Origin of the sequence: Paenibacillus sp. Dod16, assembly GCF_049893405.1 — a bacterium.
GTDB lineage: Bacteria > Bacillota > Bacilli > Paenibacillales > Paenibacillaceae > Paenibacillus_AQ.
Window position 1 is genome coordinate 43,646 of the sequence record NZ_JBNDYG010000043.1, and the last position, 15,181, is coordinate 58,826.

A 15,181-nucleotide genomic window follows, 5' to 3' on the forward strand; every position below is an offset into this window, starting at 1 on the left:
CACATCACGCTGCCTTTTTTCGCCGCTGCCATAGCAGCAGAATGATTAGTATCACCGGTACAATATAGGCGAATCCGATCTGGATATAACCCAGATACAAAATCCATTCTCGGATGGTATTCAATACGGTTGGAATGTAGGATATGAGCAAAGCAAAAAGAATGATAAAGAAATAGTGAACATTGATTTTGATCTTCGGGAAAACTCGTTGGGTGCTCTCACCGGCTGCCCAAAAGTAAAGGACGAGGGTGATGATGGTGGTGAACAGAAAGAAGCCGTAGAAGAGATTCTCAATTCGCTCCATGAACGGCAGCTTGATATAAGCCAATAAATCGAGTAATGGAAACAACATAACCTTCAGCATATCGCTGCCAATGACTCCGAACGAGACAAAACCCAAGAGAACGTAGGATACTGTACGAATAAGATGACCGTAAATAACGGCCCTGAACAATTTCGTCTTCTTATCGGTGTAAGGAAAGAATAGTAAACACAGCTCATATCCCATAAATGCCAAATAGATATGAAAGAATCCTTCGGTCATATTGTAGCTGTCTTGAAAAATATAAGGCGTTAATCGCTCGAATCTGAATTCCCCAGAGTAGTAAATAAGCAGCAAACTCATCCAAATGGTGCACCAGAAGTAAACGGTCGAAGCCTTGGAGATGTTATAGAGCCCTTTGGTCAGCAGCATAAAGGCTAGAACATCGATCGCAATCTTGAATGCCATCGGGTCGGTTGTTGGGAAGGCAAACATCTGAAAGATCAGCACATATTCCTTAGCAACAAGACAGCCGATTAGTGCCCATACCATGCTAAAAGCCAGATAGAAGGGAACCAGGAGGAACTTTGGAATGCTTTTCTCCAGTATTTCAAAGATCGATTGACCTTTGCCCAGCCGATACACCCAATACATTAGGTAAATATTGAGACAGACCAGAATGGATATCGGGATTACAATAAGCCATCCATTTGTTCCGAAATACTGGGCTTCGATCTGCGTGATGCTGAATACGTAGACGCCCGTTTGAATCATATAGATGAGGATCGCTGTATGAAATTGGGATAGTTTTTCTTTCAATTGTCCTCACCTCTTCATTTTTAACTTCACTTTGTTTCTCGCTTTAACTTGAGTCGGCCGCTTGGCCAGGGTGGAAAAAGGCAATCTCATAAATACGTCTTTCCAGTCATAGGGCTCAAAAGGAGCAATTGGCGACAAATAAGAGCTGCCTATACTCGTCAAACCGCTAAGGTGAACGACGATATACGCCAGTCCAAAGGCCAAACCCAGATTGCCCCAAAATCCTGCCATAATAATGAGTCCGAATCGGAGCAGGCGAAAAGAAGCGCTCATGACATAATTGGGAATAACAAAGGAGGCAATTGCCGAGGAAGCGACGGCGATAATCAGAATGTTACTGGTTAAGCCTGCCTGCACGGCAGCTTGTCCTATGACGATACCACCTACGATACCGATAGTCTGACCGATCTTGGTGGGCAGTCTGGCCCCGGCTTCCCTTAGAAGCTCAATGGTTGTCTCCATCAGAAGCGCTTCAAAGATCGGGGGGAAAGGCACTCTGCTTCTGGACTCGGTTAATGTAAGGAGTAGATTCTGTGGAATCATTTCATAGTGAAAAGAGGTCACCGAGACGTAAAGGGCCGTCAATGTCACCGTGATGATGAGCGCTGCAAACCTCAGGAACAAGGTCGCTGTACCAATGCTCCATCTCTGGTAATAATCATCGGAGGATGAGAAGAACTCAAAAAAGTTGACCGGAGCGCTGAAGGCAGTCGGACTCCCGTCCATAATCCCGACGACTCGACCTGAAACCAGCTTGGATGCAATCGTATCCGGGCGCTCGGTGGTCAGAAATTGGGCGAAGATCGAATAAGGAGCATCATCAATGCACTGAATTAGCATATTCGTATCATGTATAGCATCGATTTCAATATCCTTAATTCGCTTTATCACTTCATTTACGTACTTCTCATTCGTGATGTCCTTGACGTACAGAACATAGACATCTGATTTCGTGACTTCTCCCACGGAAAGTTTAATGACTTTGAGATGAGAACTCTGAACTCTCTTTCGAATTAAAGACAGATTCGTATAAGCCTGTTCGGTAAACGCCTCGTGCGGCCCGATAATGATGGATTCCGTTTCGGATTCTGCAACCGTACGGGACACCGGGAATATGACATCGATCATGAATGCATTTTCCTCGTAAAAGATAGCTGCCATGCCGCTAAGAATGCCTTCAACACATTTTTTGGTATCCGTTACTGGTTTAAATTGGGATTGCTCCGTTAACAACGCAAGCGGCGCTTCAGCGGTCAACACAGGGGGAAGCAGATCACGCTCCAGCCGATCCTCATTGACTAAATGACTGAAATACAGAACATGCAGACGTTCATTAAGATAGGATTTATGGACAAAATCGGCGGCATGATCAAATTGATCGATGATATGCTGCAGTGTCAGCGTGGCTCCCTCCTGGGGATGAGGGTCCTGTTGATTTTCTTGAGCCGGACCTTTATCGGCTTGCTCATGGTTGACCAGAAAGATGGATTTTAACTTCTGCTTCATTCCCACGTCTTTACACCTCGGATTCCTGCATAGTCTGTCATAGTGTGCGTACTTTGCCCTGGATCTATCCAACGAATCCCATATCGAATTAGGAAGACCGTTAGCGGGAAGCTTAGGCTTGAGAGACGAAGCGAGATTTTATCTAGAGGTGTAAAGAGGAGGTTTACTATGCTGGGCAGTATCTTAATGGCCGGGGTTATATCGCTTGGGATTAGTCCTGGTAATGATCAAGGCATTAACAAACCTCAGGATTCTTATGTTCAGCAGGGCATCTTTGAATCCGGTGGTGAGCTTGTGGAGGAGGCAGTGAGGGCGTGTGCGAAACATTTCGGTACAGCCGTCTACTTACCGCCGCAGTTGCCGCCCGTCGCTTTCACGCATCAGTATGGCCGCTGTTATGACATGGATGGGGGATTGGACGAGCATTTGGAGATTCATTATCTTAACCGATATAAACTTGATAATGACTACAAAATCGAATTATATCCGCTAGAGAATAAACAGCAGTTGAAACATCTATCATTTCAGGAATTGATGCTGACAGATCATACATCCGCAAAGTTTTACAAGGGGTCGACTAATACGCTGCAACTGTTCGTATTCGAAAAGGGGAACTGGCAATACCTTTTAACTGCTGCAAATGGTGCTTCTTCAGAAATCAGGCAGCAGGAATTGACAGAAATTGCAGAGTCCTTGATCCATGCGGTGAACAGCAAAGACCCTGCTTACGCCACGTGGGGAACTCTTGCCGTCACGGAAGCAAAGCGTAAATACAATATGGATGTAGTCGACTACCTCTACATGGGAAGAACCACGATCTCTAGTGAACTGGCGGAGGAGAAGTTTAAACTTTGGCTTAAGGAGGGGGCTCTTGAATTCGGCGTATATGTAACCGTTGCGTTTCATCCAACAACCCATCAGTTCATATCGATTCGGTACGAGGAAATCTAGCCCAAAAAACGAGCTTGTTAGCAGGAATAAACACGATTTCCTGAAAGAGAATCACGGTTTCTTTTTTTGAAAGTCGTGTTTTCCTGCTGTTCAGACGCATACATATGGTGTACCATATTTGGTGAAACTTGCCTCCGTGATTTCTACATTTTGCGCCAGTAATAGTGGTTTAGGAGTGATTCGCTTTGTCTTTTATAGTACTTAAGCTCCTATTTGTTCCATTGATATCGGTTTTTATTATGGTGTCATCGGTTTATCTTGGATATCAAACGTCAATCCCTATGATGCTGCTCACGGCATCGTTACTGTATGCATCCGTTATTTTTGATCGAAAGTTAGAATGGCTTCGCAATATTCAATTTCTCTTTCTCGGGGCGTTTCATTTTGTCAGCCATTTGAATTGGTGTATCTTGTTGTATTACATACTCATCATCAACCTCATTCATAAAAAAGAGCGTTTCATAGAATCGTTGCCGCTGTGCCTTCTTATGATCCTTCAATATTCCATCATTCGTCTGACTTATGTGCCGATTACAAAGTACAACATACTGGTCGCTGTATTTGATTGTTTGTCTTCCTTTGTCATCGTGGTTTCATTTCACTTTGTAAACTTTCTCGAATCGGAGAAGAAGAAGTTATATAAGCAAAACGATTATTTGACCTATCACGATCCCTTGACGGGGCTTCTGAATTATGATGGATATTTGCATAAAGTCCAGCATCTTGTTGAGTTGAACAAGCCTTTCCAGTTGGTGCTGCTGGACATCAACAATTTTAAATCGTTAAATGCGAAGGACATCTCCACAGCCAATGAGATTCTGATCAACTTCTCTCGTGCGCTGCGCATGCTGTTCCTGAGTGATATGCTGGCAGCCTCCCGATATGCAGGGGATCGCTTTGCTGTGCTGCTCCCCGAGCATGTCAACATCGACAGCAGCCTGTTCAATTTTGAAAGTATCGGCGTACAGGTGACCTATAGCATCACTTGTTACCCGCACGAAGCTTTAACTTATCAAGAGATGATCAGCACGGCAGAAGACCGGATATTTCAAATGCGGCGAAATTCCTGGATGCGAGGCCAGGAGGAAATGATCCGAACGGAAAAGATGAAGATGGTTGGGGAATTGGCTGCCGGAATGGCCCATGAAATTCGGAATCCGCTTACCTCTATTAAAGGCTTCATCCAACTCTCCAAAAATCAAGGTTATAACATTCAGCCGTGGTATGAGGTCATTATGGGGGAAATCACGCGGGTAGGGGAGCTGACGGCAGAATTTTTGCACTTTTCCAAGCCGCATGCCAGCAATATGAGGGTTGAATCCCTAACGGATTGTTTGACCCGGGTCTATTCCTTGTGTGAATCCGAAGCAACTTCGCGCGGTCATTTGTTTAGGCTGGACTTAAGTGATGAGCCGATTCAGATTGTCATGGACCGTGATAAGATCATTCAGGTGCTAATCAACCTGATCCGTAATTCTTTTCAAGCGATGGAGCACACCGGTACTGTCCGACTCTCGCTCAGGGCGGAAGAACGAATGGCTGTTGTGGAAGTTGAGGATACCGGAAAAGGCATTCCCGATGAAAATCTGGTCAAGATTTTTGATCCGTTCTATACAACCAAAGAAGAAGGGACCGGCCTTGGGCTGTCCCTGTGTCAAAAAATTGTAGAGGACCATGGCGGCAGAATAACGGTTCACAGCGAGCTAGGGATCGGCACGACGTTTACCTTGCGGATTCCACTGGCTTAGAAAATTTGGATGGCAATCGACCGAAATATATCCTATGATAGGATAGTTGTTTAGCAAATCCAACATGGTTTTGCAAAAATTTATACTCATGCATCAATGTGTTGCAAGAAAGGAAGTAACAGATCGTATGTCGATGTCCACGAAAGAAGCCGGTTCAACCATGGTTCTATCTCGGAGGAAGAGGCTTCAGTTTGCCTTGATTCTCGGATCTCTTTCGGCTTTCGGGCCACTTTCCGTTGATATGTATTTACCTGCACTGCCTAAACTCTCCGAGAGTTTGGGATCGCCAGCATCGTTGGCCCAATTAAGCCTGACGGCATTTCTACTTGGTCTTGCACTAGGACAGCTTGTAGCAGGCCCACTCAGCGATATTCGGGGGAGAAGAGCACCACTCATCATATCCTTGATTATTTATTCGATTACCTCTTTGCTGTGTGCGTTTGCCCCAAGTATATGGGTTCTGGTTGCGCTTCGATTTGTACAGGGAGCAAGTGGAGCAGCCGGTATTGTCATATCCAGGGCTGTCGTCCGGGATTTATACACCGGTTCGGAGCTGACCAAGTTTTTTACATTGCTGATGCTGATCAATGGTTTGGCACCCATTATCGCTCCAGTATTCGGTGCGTTTATCCTTAATTTTGTCTCTTGGCGGGGGGTTTTTGTTGTCCTGTTCCTGATTGGACTGCTTATGCTGCTCGCGGTATGGTTTGGTCTTCCGGAAACGCTCAATCGGGAGAAAAGGGCCAATGGAGGGATCAAACAAACCTTCCGTACCTTCGGTACGCTGATTCGGGACCGCGTATTTGTCGGTTATGCGCTCTCTCAAGCGTTCGTATCAGCCGCGATGTTTGCGTATATCTCAGGGTCACCATTCGTGCTGCAGGATATCTTCGGCGTATCCCCTCAAATGTACAGCCTGTTCTTTGCCGTTAATGGGGTTGGCATTGTGCTGTTCTCTCAAATCACGGGTAGATTGGCCTCTCGCACAGGGGAGTCCAAATTGTTGACAACGGGTCTCATCATAGCGGCCTTTGGCGGGACTTCGCTGTTCGCGATCACCTGGCTTGGCGGCGGACTGCTGCTGATTGCCCCGATGTTATTCCTGATTGTTTCTGCCGTCGGCATGGTCAGTGCAACGACAACATCACTGGCGATGCAGAAGCAAGCAGCCCATACATCAGGCAGTGCGTCCGCGCTTCTTGGATTACTGCCTTTGCTATTAGGCGCAGCCGCAAGTCCACTGGTGGGCCTGGGAGACGGAACGACTGCTGCAACTACGGGAACGGTCATCGGGATTGCAGAATTACTGGCTGTAAGCTCGTTCCTGTTCCTTGTTATGCCCTTTAGTCATAGGAAAGAGACGCCGGTCTCCTTGTAAAATAAAGACAGAACATATAAAGAAACTCGCACATACATGGTGCGGGTTTCTTTGGTTTATAAAACAATCTGAATGAATTACCTGTAATGCAATCATAATACCAGAGAGTAAACGAAACCGGACATATTACGTAAACCGAAAGAAGAGAAAAACATAAAGATAAAGCAGGTGAACCAGCTTGAGATGGATGTCAGTCTTCGGTCTATTGTTTATGCTCCTGCAAGGGGATGAACCGGAAAACAACAATTTAATGATAACGCAAGAAGGCAAAGTCATGGCCAGCGTGAGCCGAAGCGAACATGCACTTGATGTATTCCCGCTGCTGGATATGGATAAATACAATCAATGGGTGGATGCGCTTGATCGGAAAACCTATCTGGAAGCCAGGAATGCCCGGATTGGCAGCAGCGGCCAAATCATTCCGGGGCAGAATGGTCATAGACTGGATCGACGCAAACTGTTGGATCGATATTATTCGTATTGGTACGGGACTGGGGGCGCTACCGTCGAAGCGCCGAGGTATCCGATTTATCCGAAGGTGGATACCGAGCTTCTTGCCTCCATTCGGGTTAAACCGATAGGTTACTATGTCACCTATTTTAATTCCAACAACAAAAATCGTTCCCATAATATAGCATTAGCTGCCCAGGCGATTGACAGTGCAGTCGTGTTCCCCGGAGAAACCTTCTCATTTAATCAGGTGGTTGGCATGAGAACAGTGGACAGAGGTTACAGACGTGCCGGCGTTATCGTCAGAGGTGAGTTATCAGAGGGAGTAGGAGGAGGGATCTGTCAGGTTTCTTCTACATTGTATAACGCCATTGACCGTGCAGGCTTGCAGATTGTAAAGCGTTACTCTCACAGCCGGAACGTCCCTTATGTGCTGCCGGGGCGCGATGCTACGGTGAGCTGGGGAGGTCCGGATTTTGTTTTTGAGAACGCCTATAATCAGCCTATCCTCATCCGGGCATTCGGTAATGGAGGAAGAATGACCGTTGCCATCTACTCTTCCGAACTCATAGAATATAAGCCGCGCAATGTACCAAGCATATCTAACATGCTGCCGGAGGAGACGAGTGACACCAAGCACAATCCGGTAAACGGTGATTAATCCAAGGCTTGGAGGATGGATGCAGCAGGTCGCGGGCGCGCCGACTTATACCATTGCATACACAGCCAAAACACTAGAATGAGCTCAATCGCGTCGCCGCCGTAATACATCAGCATTCCGCCGAGCTTGGCCTGTTCCGAAGGGACGCCGTCTGGCGGATGGGCGTATATGTATTTGGAGAGGATTCCATGTCCGGCAATGGCGATGACCAGGATGATCGCACGAGCCTGGAAGCTGTGACGGTGCGGAGCCACATCTACGTAAATCATAGATACCGTAAATATATATCCGGCTGCAAAAACATGAAAATGCACCACGATATGAAGCAAAAGACTATGATGCATATCCATGAATAGGCCGGTTGTGTACAGGACCCATAGTCCACCAATATTCAACAAGGCCGCTACCGCTGGATGAGCAACGATTTGAGCTGGCTTGCTCTTCAGCAAACGAGCGATCCGTCTTGCGAATAGTAATGGGGTAGACCTGAGCAGCAGCGTCATCGGAGTGGAGAATGCAATCAACAGCGGCCCCAGCATACCAAGCAGCAGATGTCCGAGCATGTGGATCGTGAAGTTCGCAGGGGCGAGTCGCGCCAGCGGACCGATCAGCGGCAAACCAACGCAAAGCATTCCCGCAACCCAGCACAGATAACGATAGACCGGCCATGTTCGGTAGTTTCGATTGGAGACTCTAGCAGCAACCATATACAGAAGAATGAGAAACGCGAAGATCAAGCCACCTATGAATAAATCCCAGGACGTCCATGAAGCAGAGGCTCCGGACATTCCAGCCCCATGATCAAACGAATGGTTACTCACCATAAGATCAGGCCTCCCTGGAAAGAGCACGGTTTTGAGTTCGCACGATGAGAATCACACCCACTATGATCATGCCCGCAGCAATCAGGTTCCAGATCCAATCGTAGGGACGGATATCGACGTTATAACGAATCTGGTGCAGACGCATCCATTTATGCTGAATGATGCCGTCATACAGCTGGAAGGCGCCGCCTCCAAGCAGGATACCTCCAATCCACCGTTTCAGCCAGAACGCATTTCGGCGGTGAAGATCGGCAAGCATGAACGAGGATCCGATGGTGGCGAACCAGCTGAAAGCGTGAAACAGTCCATCGGAGACAAGACCGATATCGCTTGTAGATTTATCATAGAAATGATGCCAATGCAGCAATTGATGAAACACAGCCTCATCGATAAAACCGACTAGACCTAATCCGAATAAGATGCCGGCCCATAAATTACGTGCGGAGTAACGTCTGCGCTGTAATTGGTGTTCTTTGGATTTTGTTGACTTCATTCGGTTCATCCTCTTCCATTTCATAAAAATTCGAAGTGTATTGTTTTAAAAGGGTTCTACTAACTAAGGTTACCCATTTTTACCATTTCAATAACTCCTGGGGCTTGGAATGAGGATTCCTTATTGAACTAAAAGATAAACGGCAATACGGTGAATAGTTTACATAATGTATAATATGTAAACTCGCGGATAAATCCTAACGATGAATTCCTGCCCGTTAGATGACTGTATCAAAAGTTCCTACTTCAGTTCACTTTGGTTGTCTTCTAAAAACACATGAAAAAGGCGAACCCCTAACAGGATTCGCCTTTTCATATTGGCATTTATGTTGTTGAGCATCAGGCATGAAGTGAAATCGGAATCTCCTTCACACCGCGAACAATCATACCCGGTCTCCATTCAAGCTCATCGATGTCCCGTTGAAGCTCAAAATGGGGGTAGCGGCGGAGCAGCGTGTTGATTGCGATTTCACCCTCCAGTCTGGCAAGCGGGGCTCCCAGGCAGAGATGAATTCCTTTGCCGAAGGCTAAATGCTGGCTTTTCTCCCGGGTAATATCAAAGATATCCGGATTCTCGAATTGTGAGGCATCCCGATTTGCGGAGTTTAAAGCGATGACAACCAAGTCGCCTTTTTTCATGTGAACGCCATGAAAATCCATATCCTCCGCTGCCCAGCGGGATGTACTGAATTCAACGGGACCGTTGTAGCGAAGCATTTCCTCAATTGCGCCATGAATGAGTTCGGGTTGTTCCTGCAGAAGCTTGCGCTGCTCCGGATGCTCCAACAACGCAAGCAAGCCATTGCCGATCAGGTTCACCGTCGTTTCATGACCGGCTATGATCATCAGGGTGACGACGCCATATAACTCCTGTTCGGATAAGCGATCACCCTGATTCTCGGCAATCACAAGCTGACTGATCATATCATCGCCCGGTTGTTCGCGAACCTTCGCGAACCAATCCTTCAAATAAGCGATAAATTCATTCATATGCTGGACCACTTGCTCGTTCATTTCCTGGTTGGAGGCGCCGATGATGGAGTTGGACCATACCCGGAACTTGTCCTGATCCTCCGTAGGCACGCCAAGGATTTCACTTATTACGATAATGGGAAGTTTGAAGGCATAATCGTCAATGAGATTTATGGTGTCTCTGGAGGAGACAGCATCCAGCAGGTTGTCCGCGATCTCTTGGATATGGCCTCGCATATCTGCGATTCTCTGTGGCGTAAAGCCCTTTTGAACCAAGCCGCGAAGCCGTTTGTGATCCGGTGGATCGGAGAACAGCATGTTGGTGCTGAATACGCTGGTCTGTTCCTGACCCATTGCTCTAGCGACGTCTTTGCTAAATCGGCCATCCTTGAGCGCTTCAACAGCTTGCTCGTAATTGCTGATCAGCCATCCGAAACGTCCATCGGGAAATTGCAGATTCAGAATGGGATCGCTCTGCCTCAATTTCTCGTATACCGGATAAGGGTTATGGGTAAATTCCTTCGTAAACAATACATTTTTCAGAGATTCGTTCGCATTTGTCATATAGGGGCTCCTCTCGAAAATGATAGGTTCATCTCCAGTATAAGGGAAGAAGGAGGAGATAACCAATTTACGGATGAAATGCCGACAGTATCCAAATGCTTGATCATACCAATTTGCGAGAAAATAGAACCCTGATTGACTCTTAAAGAGTGCCATTTGGTCTACTGACTATCCGTCGTTTTCTTTGTTATATTGGATCATATCTGAATAGTAGAAAGGGGGAATCAAGCGGTGAAATTCGTTTCCGGGGAGAAGGCAGCGCTGCTGGTTCGATTTTTTATACCGTATGCTGTCATTTTGGAGGGCTCCCTATTGGTTGGATGGTTTGCTTATGGGAAGACCGCAGAGCTTATCGAAAGCGAGACGGTGAGAACCACCTCCGCAGCTCTGCAGCAAATCCAGGAAGCGCTGGATCAGAGATTTGCTGAAATAGAGAACCTTGCACGGCAGATGTCGAGCGAATCGAAGGTGCTCTCTTTTCAATTTGAGAAAGAACCGTTTGCCGGTACGGGTCCCTATCGTCTATGGGATTTGGAAAAGAGTTTGTTTAATTACAAATTGTTCAATCACTTCATTGTGGATTATTACATCGCCTACAGAAACAGCAACATGATCGTATCACCTCGCAAGGTGTATACGGTGGACCAGTATTATCGAATGCAGCTGCACTATGACGACCAGCCATTAAGCGAGTGGAAGCAAGCTTTGTTTGGGCAGTATCATTATAAAACGTATGCCCCGGGCCATGCGGTTGTATATGAAGGGAAACCTTACTCGGTTGTCAGCTACATGCAATCCTTCGGGAATAAAAGGAGCAGCGGAGTGGTCACTGTACTGATTAATAATATGCAGATCCAGGACATGCTTCGTAAAGTCGATCCAGAACAAGAGGGTTTTGCCTACATTGCAGATCAGAACGGCAACCTGATCAGCTCCATTGGTTTGAAAGAACCGGATGTGTTGAAAGCGCTTCCTAAAAAAGGAGGCTACTCCCATATTCGATTAGGTGGTCAAGAAATGCTGGTGACGCAATCCACGTCCCAATACAATGGCTGGAGCTATGTATCTGCCCAACCGAAATCCGTGGTTCTGCAAAAGGTAAATTATATCAAACAGCTGACATTGGCGATCTTTATCACGGCTCTTCTCCTAGGGCTTGGCATAGCCGGCTATCTCGCGTATCGAAGCAGCAGGCCATTCCTGAAGATTCTCCAGCTTCTACCCTCATCGCGCCGGGATGTAAAACATGCTATTGCTCGTAACGCTGTCGATTATATCGGTCATTCCGTGTCCGAGCTGATCGAAAGCCATCATACGCTGAAGGAGCGGTTGGAAGAGCAGATCCCGATGCTGCGAAATGTCGTAGTTGACAGGCTTCTGAAGGGAGGTTTCACCTCGATGCAGGAGATCGACGCTGCCATGGAACATGCACAAGTCCAACTTCGGGGCTCTCACCATGCGGTTGCCCTGCTTCATATTCGGGGATACCAGGAGCCGTTTATGGAAGAGATGCTGATGGAACTTGATATTGTAAAAATCAACATCCGCGACCGGATTCAATCGTTATGCGGGGAGGAAGTGCTGCTGCATGATTTTGGTGAAAACCAGTTGGTCCTGATCCTGTCCGGAACGGCGGCAGACAACGCGGATTTTACGACAAGGATGCGAGCATATATACAGGGAATTTATGAGCATTTGAGCGCAATCCCGGATACGGGCTTGTATATAGCTGTAGGTGAATGCCAGTCCAGCATTGCTGAGCTATACCGTTCTTACGGAGAAGCCAGGTTTGTGCTTCATCACGCTGGATGGAGCGAGAAGACCCCCATCTTATTTCATGCTGAAATGGAAACGCCGCCCTTCACCTATTATTATCCGGCCGATGAAGAGATGAGATTGATTCAGCTTGTAAAAGCAGGCAATCTGGATGAGACCAAGCAGCTCTTATTGCAGATCAAGGAGAAGAATAGATCGGAGCGGCAATTGCCGATGGCTGTGGAGAAACTCCTTGCTCAGGAGCTTAGCGGTACCCTGATGAAATGCTGCGAACAGACAGGAGATGATGGAAGCGGCAGAACGGAGGAAATGGATGCCGTCATCAGAGCTCTACATCCGGTGATGTCCCCGGCGGAAGCCATGAATATTCTCCATACCGCTTTCATTCAGCTCTGTCGGAAGAACGAAGAGAGGAAGAAGAGTCACAATGATCATTTAACGAACCGACTGCTAACCTATATCAAGGGACACTTTTGGGAAAGTGATCTCAGTTTGACCGCGCTTGCCCGGGAAACGCGCACCTCCGAAGCCTATGTATCTTACTTTTTTAAGGAGCAAACAGGCTTGAATTTCTCGGATTACCTGGAGCAGCTCCGAATGGATGGGGCGAAGCGGGAATTGTCGTCTGGCGATAGGCCGGTAAGCGACATCGCTGCTTCTGTTGGCTATCTCTCACTCAATACCTTCAGCCGTGCGTTCAAACGAGTAAATGGCATTAGTGCTACCGAGTATAGACGCCTTCAACGTGAAGGAGAACATGCTTAATCTAAAGAAATGCGTAGTGCTTAATTGATGAATAACAGCCCATTCTAAAATTCTGAATAATGGACCGGAAACATGAAGATTTACGCAGATCCACCCTTCTGTATATACTCCAATCACGGACCGCACCCGGGACGAATCCATTGAAGATTGGAGTGGTAGCCGCTGAGTGGCTGGAAAAGTTTCATCCGCAGCTGGCAGTTGTATGCGCTTTTTTTACTTCCGCTGCTGTACATCATTATTTTCAAGTATGTGCCGATGTACGGAGCGCAAATTGCGTTTAAAGAGTTCAACGTCACGAAGGGGATCAACGGAAGTCCATGGGTAGGATTTGCCCAGTTCGAACGTTTCTTTCAATCGCATGAATTCTGGCGATTGCTGAAGAATACGTTCTCCATCAGCTTGTATACACTGATCGCCAGTTTTCCGTTTCCCATTATGCTGGCGCTTGGACTGAATTATGTAAGGAACCGGCGATTCAAGAATACCGTCCAGATGGTTACATACGCGCCGTATTTCATCTCTCTGGTCGTGCTGGTGGGCTTGATGCTGCAGTTTATGGATCCCAGAACGGGACTCATCAATACGATGCTCGGCTGGATCGGCATCGGTCCGTTTCACTTCATGGCGGAGGCGTCCTGGTTTCAGTCGATCTATGTGTGGTCCCATATCTGGCAGAATGTCGGGTTTTCCTGCATCATTTTTTTGGCAACGCTTTCAGGTATTGATCCGGCACTTCATGAAGCAGCCGTCATGGATGGGGCTACGAAAATGCAGCGGATGCGCCACATTGACCTTCCGGGCATTATGCCCATCGCCATGATTTTGCTCATCCTGAATACGGGGCAAATGCTGGAGACCGGCTTCGAGAAAATTCTGTTAATGCAGAACGCACTGAATTTGCGTTCATCCGAAGTCATTGACACGTATGTGTACAAGGTGGGATTGGTATCCCAAGCGATGAATTTCTCATATGCCACGGCGATTGGATTGTTTAAAGCGATCATCGGTTTCGTGCTGCTGTTGATCGTAAATCAAACGGCCAAAAAGCTGAAGCAGGAGAGTCTATGGTAAGGAAGGGAGGAATCGTATGCAATCACCTGCCATGAAGGAATCCGGCTCGGATCGCGTTTTTACGGTGGTCAACTACGCGATGTTATCCATTTTCCTAATCGTTGTGTTATACCCGCTCATTTATGTAGTCAGCGCCTCATTCAGTTCCAGCAGTGCGGTTTTGTCAGGAAAGGTATGGCTGTGGCCCGTCGAACCGACGCTCGAAGGCTACCGTGCGGTATTCAAAAATACGATGGTTGCCAAAGGCTTCATGAACACACTGTTCTATACGCTGGCAGGCACTGTGATCAATCTCATTCTGTCCGTCATGGCGGCGTACCCGTTATCACGCAAAGATTTTCGGGGCCGCAGCGTGTTCATGCTGTTGTTCGTGTTCACGATGCTGTTTAATGGGGGGCTGATTCCAACCTATCTGCTGGTGAAGGACCTCGGCATGATTGACACGATATGGTCGATGCTGATCCCGGGGGCGCTGTCGGTGTGGAATGTCATCATCATGCGCACGTATTTCCAGACGACCATCCCACAGGAACTGCTGGAGGCTTCACAGCTGGACGGCTGTACCGATTTTCGCTTCCTGTGGCGCATCGTACTGCCGCTTTCAGGTCCCATCTTGGCCGTTATTGCTTTGTTCTATGCCGTTGGACACTGGAATCAATATTTCAACGCCATGATCTATTTAAAGAGCGCGGATTTGTACCCGCTCCAGCTTGTGCTTCGCGATATTCTGGTTCAGAACGAGGTGAATATCGAAATGCTGGGCGACGCCAAAACCGCTGCGGCCCGGCAAGGGCTGCGGGAGTTATTGAAATATTCGCTAATCGTCGTGACCTCGGTTCCGCTGTTGATCGTATATCCGTTTTTGCAGAAGTTTTTTGTTAAAGGAGTCATGATCGGTTCGTTAAAGGGATAATCCATCCATTATTTCAGGAGGGCGGGACG

General features: G+C 47.3%; 12 protein-coding genes. 7 read left to right on the forward strand and 5 right to left on the reverse strand.

All coding sequences use genetic code 11. The annotated features are described in order from the left end of the window. Positions 1-4: 4 nt before the first annotated feature. The gene (locus ACPV3A_RS27990) at positions 5-1,081 is read right to left on the reverse strand and encodes a GerAB/ArcD/ProY family transporter (RefSeq protein ID WP_426202686.1); all 1,077 of its coding nucleotides are present in this window, start codon (positions 1,079-1,081) and stop codon (positions 5-7) included. Between the two features lie 6 nt (positions 1,082-1,087). Continuing rightward, positions 1,088-2,593 (reverse strand): spore germination protein, encoded by a 1,506-nt coding sequence (locus ACPV3A_RS27995; RefSeq protein WP_426202688.1) that lies wholly within the window; start codon positions 2,591-2,593, stop codon positions 1,088-1,090. Positions 2,594-2,755: 162 nt separating this feature from the next. On the opposite strand from ACPV3A_RS27995, the gene ACPV3A_RS28000 reads away from it, so the two are divergent. The 4 genes from ACPV3A_RS28000 to ACPV3A_RS28015 all read left to right on the forward strand — a co-directional run bounded on the left by ACPV3A_RS28000 (position 2,756) and on the right by ACPV3A_RS28015 (position 7,775). After that, positions 2,756-3,538, forward strand: a complete 783-nt coding sequence (locus ACPV3A_RS28000; protein WP_426202690.1) for a YqzG/YhdC family protein — start codon at positions 2,756-2,758, stop codon at positions 3,536-3,538. A gap of 185 nt (positions 3,539-3,723) precedes the next feature. Next, a complete protein-coding gene (locus ACPV3A_RS28005) occupies positions 3,724-5,286 on the forward strand; it encodes an ATP-binding protein (RefSeq protein WP_426202692.1) in 1,563 nt (520 codons plus the stop codon). Positions 5,287-5,413: 127 nt separating this feature from the next. Continuing rightward, positions 5,414-6,664: a multidrug effflux MFS transporter gene (locus ACPV3A_RS28010; RefSeq protein ID WP_426202694.1), complete on the forward strand. Its 1,251-nt coding sequence runs from the start codon at positions 5,414-5,416 to the stop codon at positions 6,662-6,664. 187 nt (positions 6,665-6,851) lie between these two features. Continuing rightward, a complete protein-coding gene (locus ACPV3A_RS28015) occupies positions 6,852-7,775 on the forward strand; it encodes a VanW family protein (protein ID WP_426202841.1) in 924 nt (307 codons plus the stop codon). Here ACPV3A_RS28015 and ACPV3A_RS28020 read toward each other — a convergent pair. From ACPV3A_RS28020 to ACPV3A_RS28030, 3 genes are all read right to left on the reverse strand, one after another. After that, positions 7,772-8,599 (reverse strand): cytochrome c oxidase assembly protein, encoded by an 828-nt coding sequence (locus tag ACPV3A_RS28020; RefSeq protein WP_426202696.1) that lies wholly within the window; start codon positions 8,597-8,599, stop codon positions 7,772-7,774. The two genes, ACPV3A_RS28015 and ACPV3A_RS28020, sit on opposite strands and share 4 nt — an antisense overlap. A 4-nt stretch (positions 8,600-8,603) precedes the next feature. After that, positions 8,604-9,092: a DUF2243 domain-containing protein gene (locus ACPV3A_RS28025; protein ID WP_426202698.1), complete on the reverse strand. Its 489-nt coding sequence runs from the start codon at positions 9,090-9,092 to the stop codon at positions 8,604-8,606. Positions 9,093-9,430: 338 nt separating this feature from the next. Beyond that, complete coding sequence (locus ACPV3A_RS28030) at positions 9,431-10,627, reverse strand: cytochrome P450 family protein (RefSeq protein WP_426202700.1); 1,197 nt, start codon at positions 10,625-10,627, stop codon at positions 9,431-9,433. A gap of 231 nt (positions 10,628-10,858) precedes the next feature. Here ACPV3A_RS28030 and ACPV3A_RS28035 point away from each other — a divergent pair, with 231 nt between their 5' ends. The 3 genes from ACPV3A_RS28035 to ACPV3A_RS28045 all read left to right on the forward strand — a co-directional run bounded on the left by ACPV3A_RS28035 (position 10,859) and on the right by ACPV3A_RS28045 (position 15,152). Beyond that, a complete protein-coding gene (locus ACPV3A_RS28035) occupies positions 10,859-13,168 on the forward strand; it encodes a helix-turn-helix domain-containing protein (protein ID WP_426202703.1) in 2,310 nt (769 codons plus the stop codon). Positions 13,169-13,366: 198 nt separating this feature from the next. Then, a complete protein-coding gene (locus ACPV3A_RS28040; protein ID WP_220685343.1) occupies positions 13,367-14,239 on the forward strand; it encodes an ABC transporter permease in 873 nt (290 codons plus the stop codon). 16 nt (positions 14,240-14,255) lie between these two features. Continuing rightward, positions 14,256-15,152 carry a carbohydrate ABC transporter permease gene (locus ACPV3A_RS28045; protein ID WP_194542567.1) on the forward strand — a complete coding sequence of 299 codons (897 nt, stop codon included), beginning with the start codon at positions 14,256-14,258 and terminating at the stop codon, positions 15,150-15,152. The last annotated feature ends 29 nt before the right edge of the window (positions 15,153-15,181 follow it).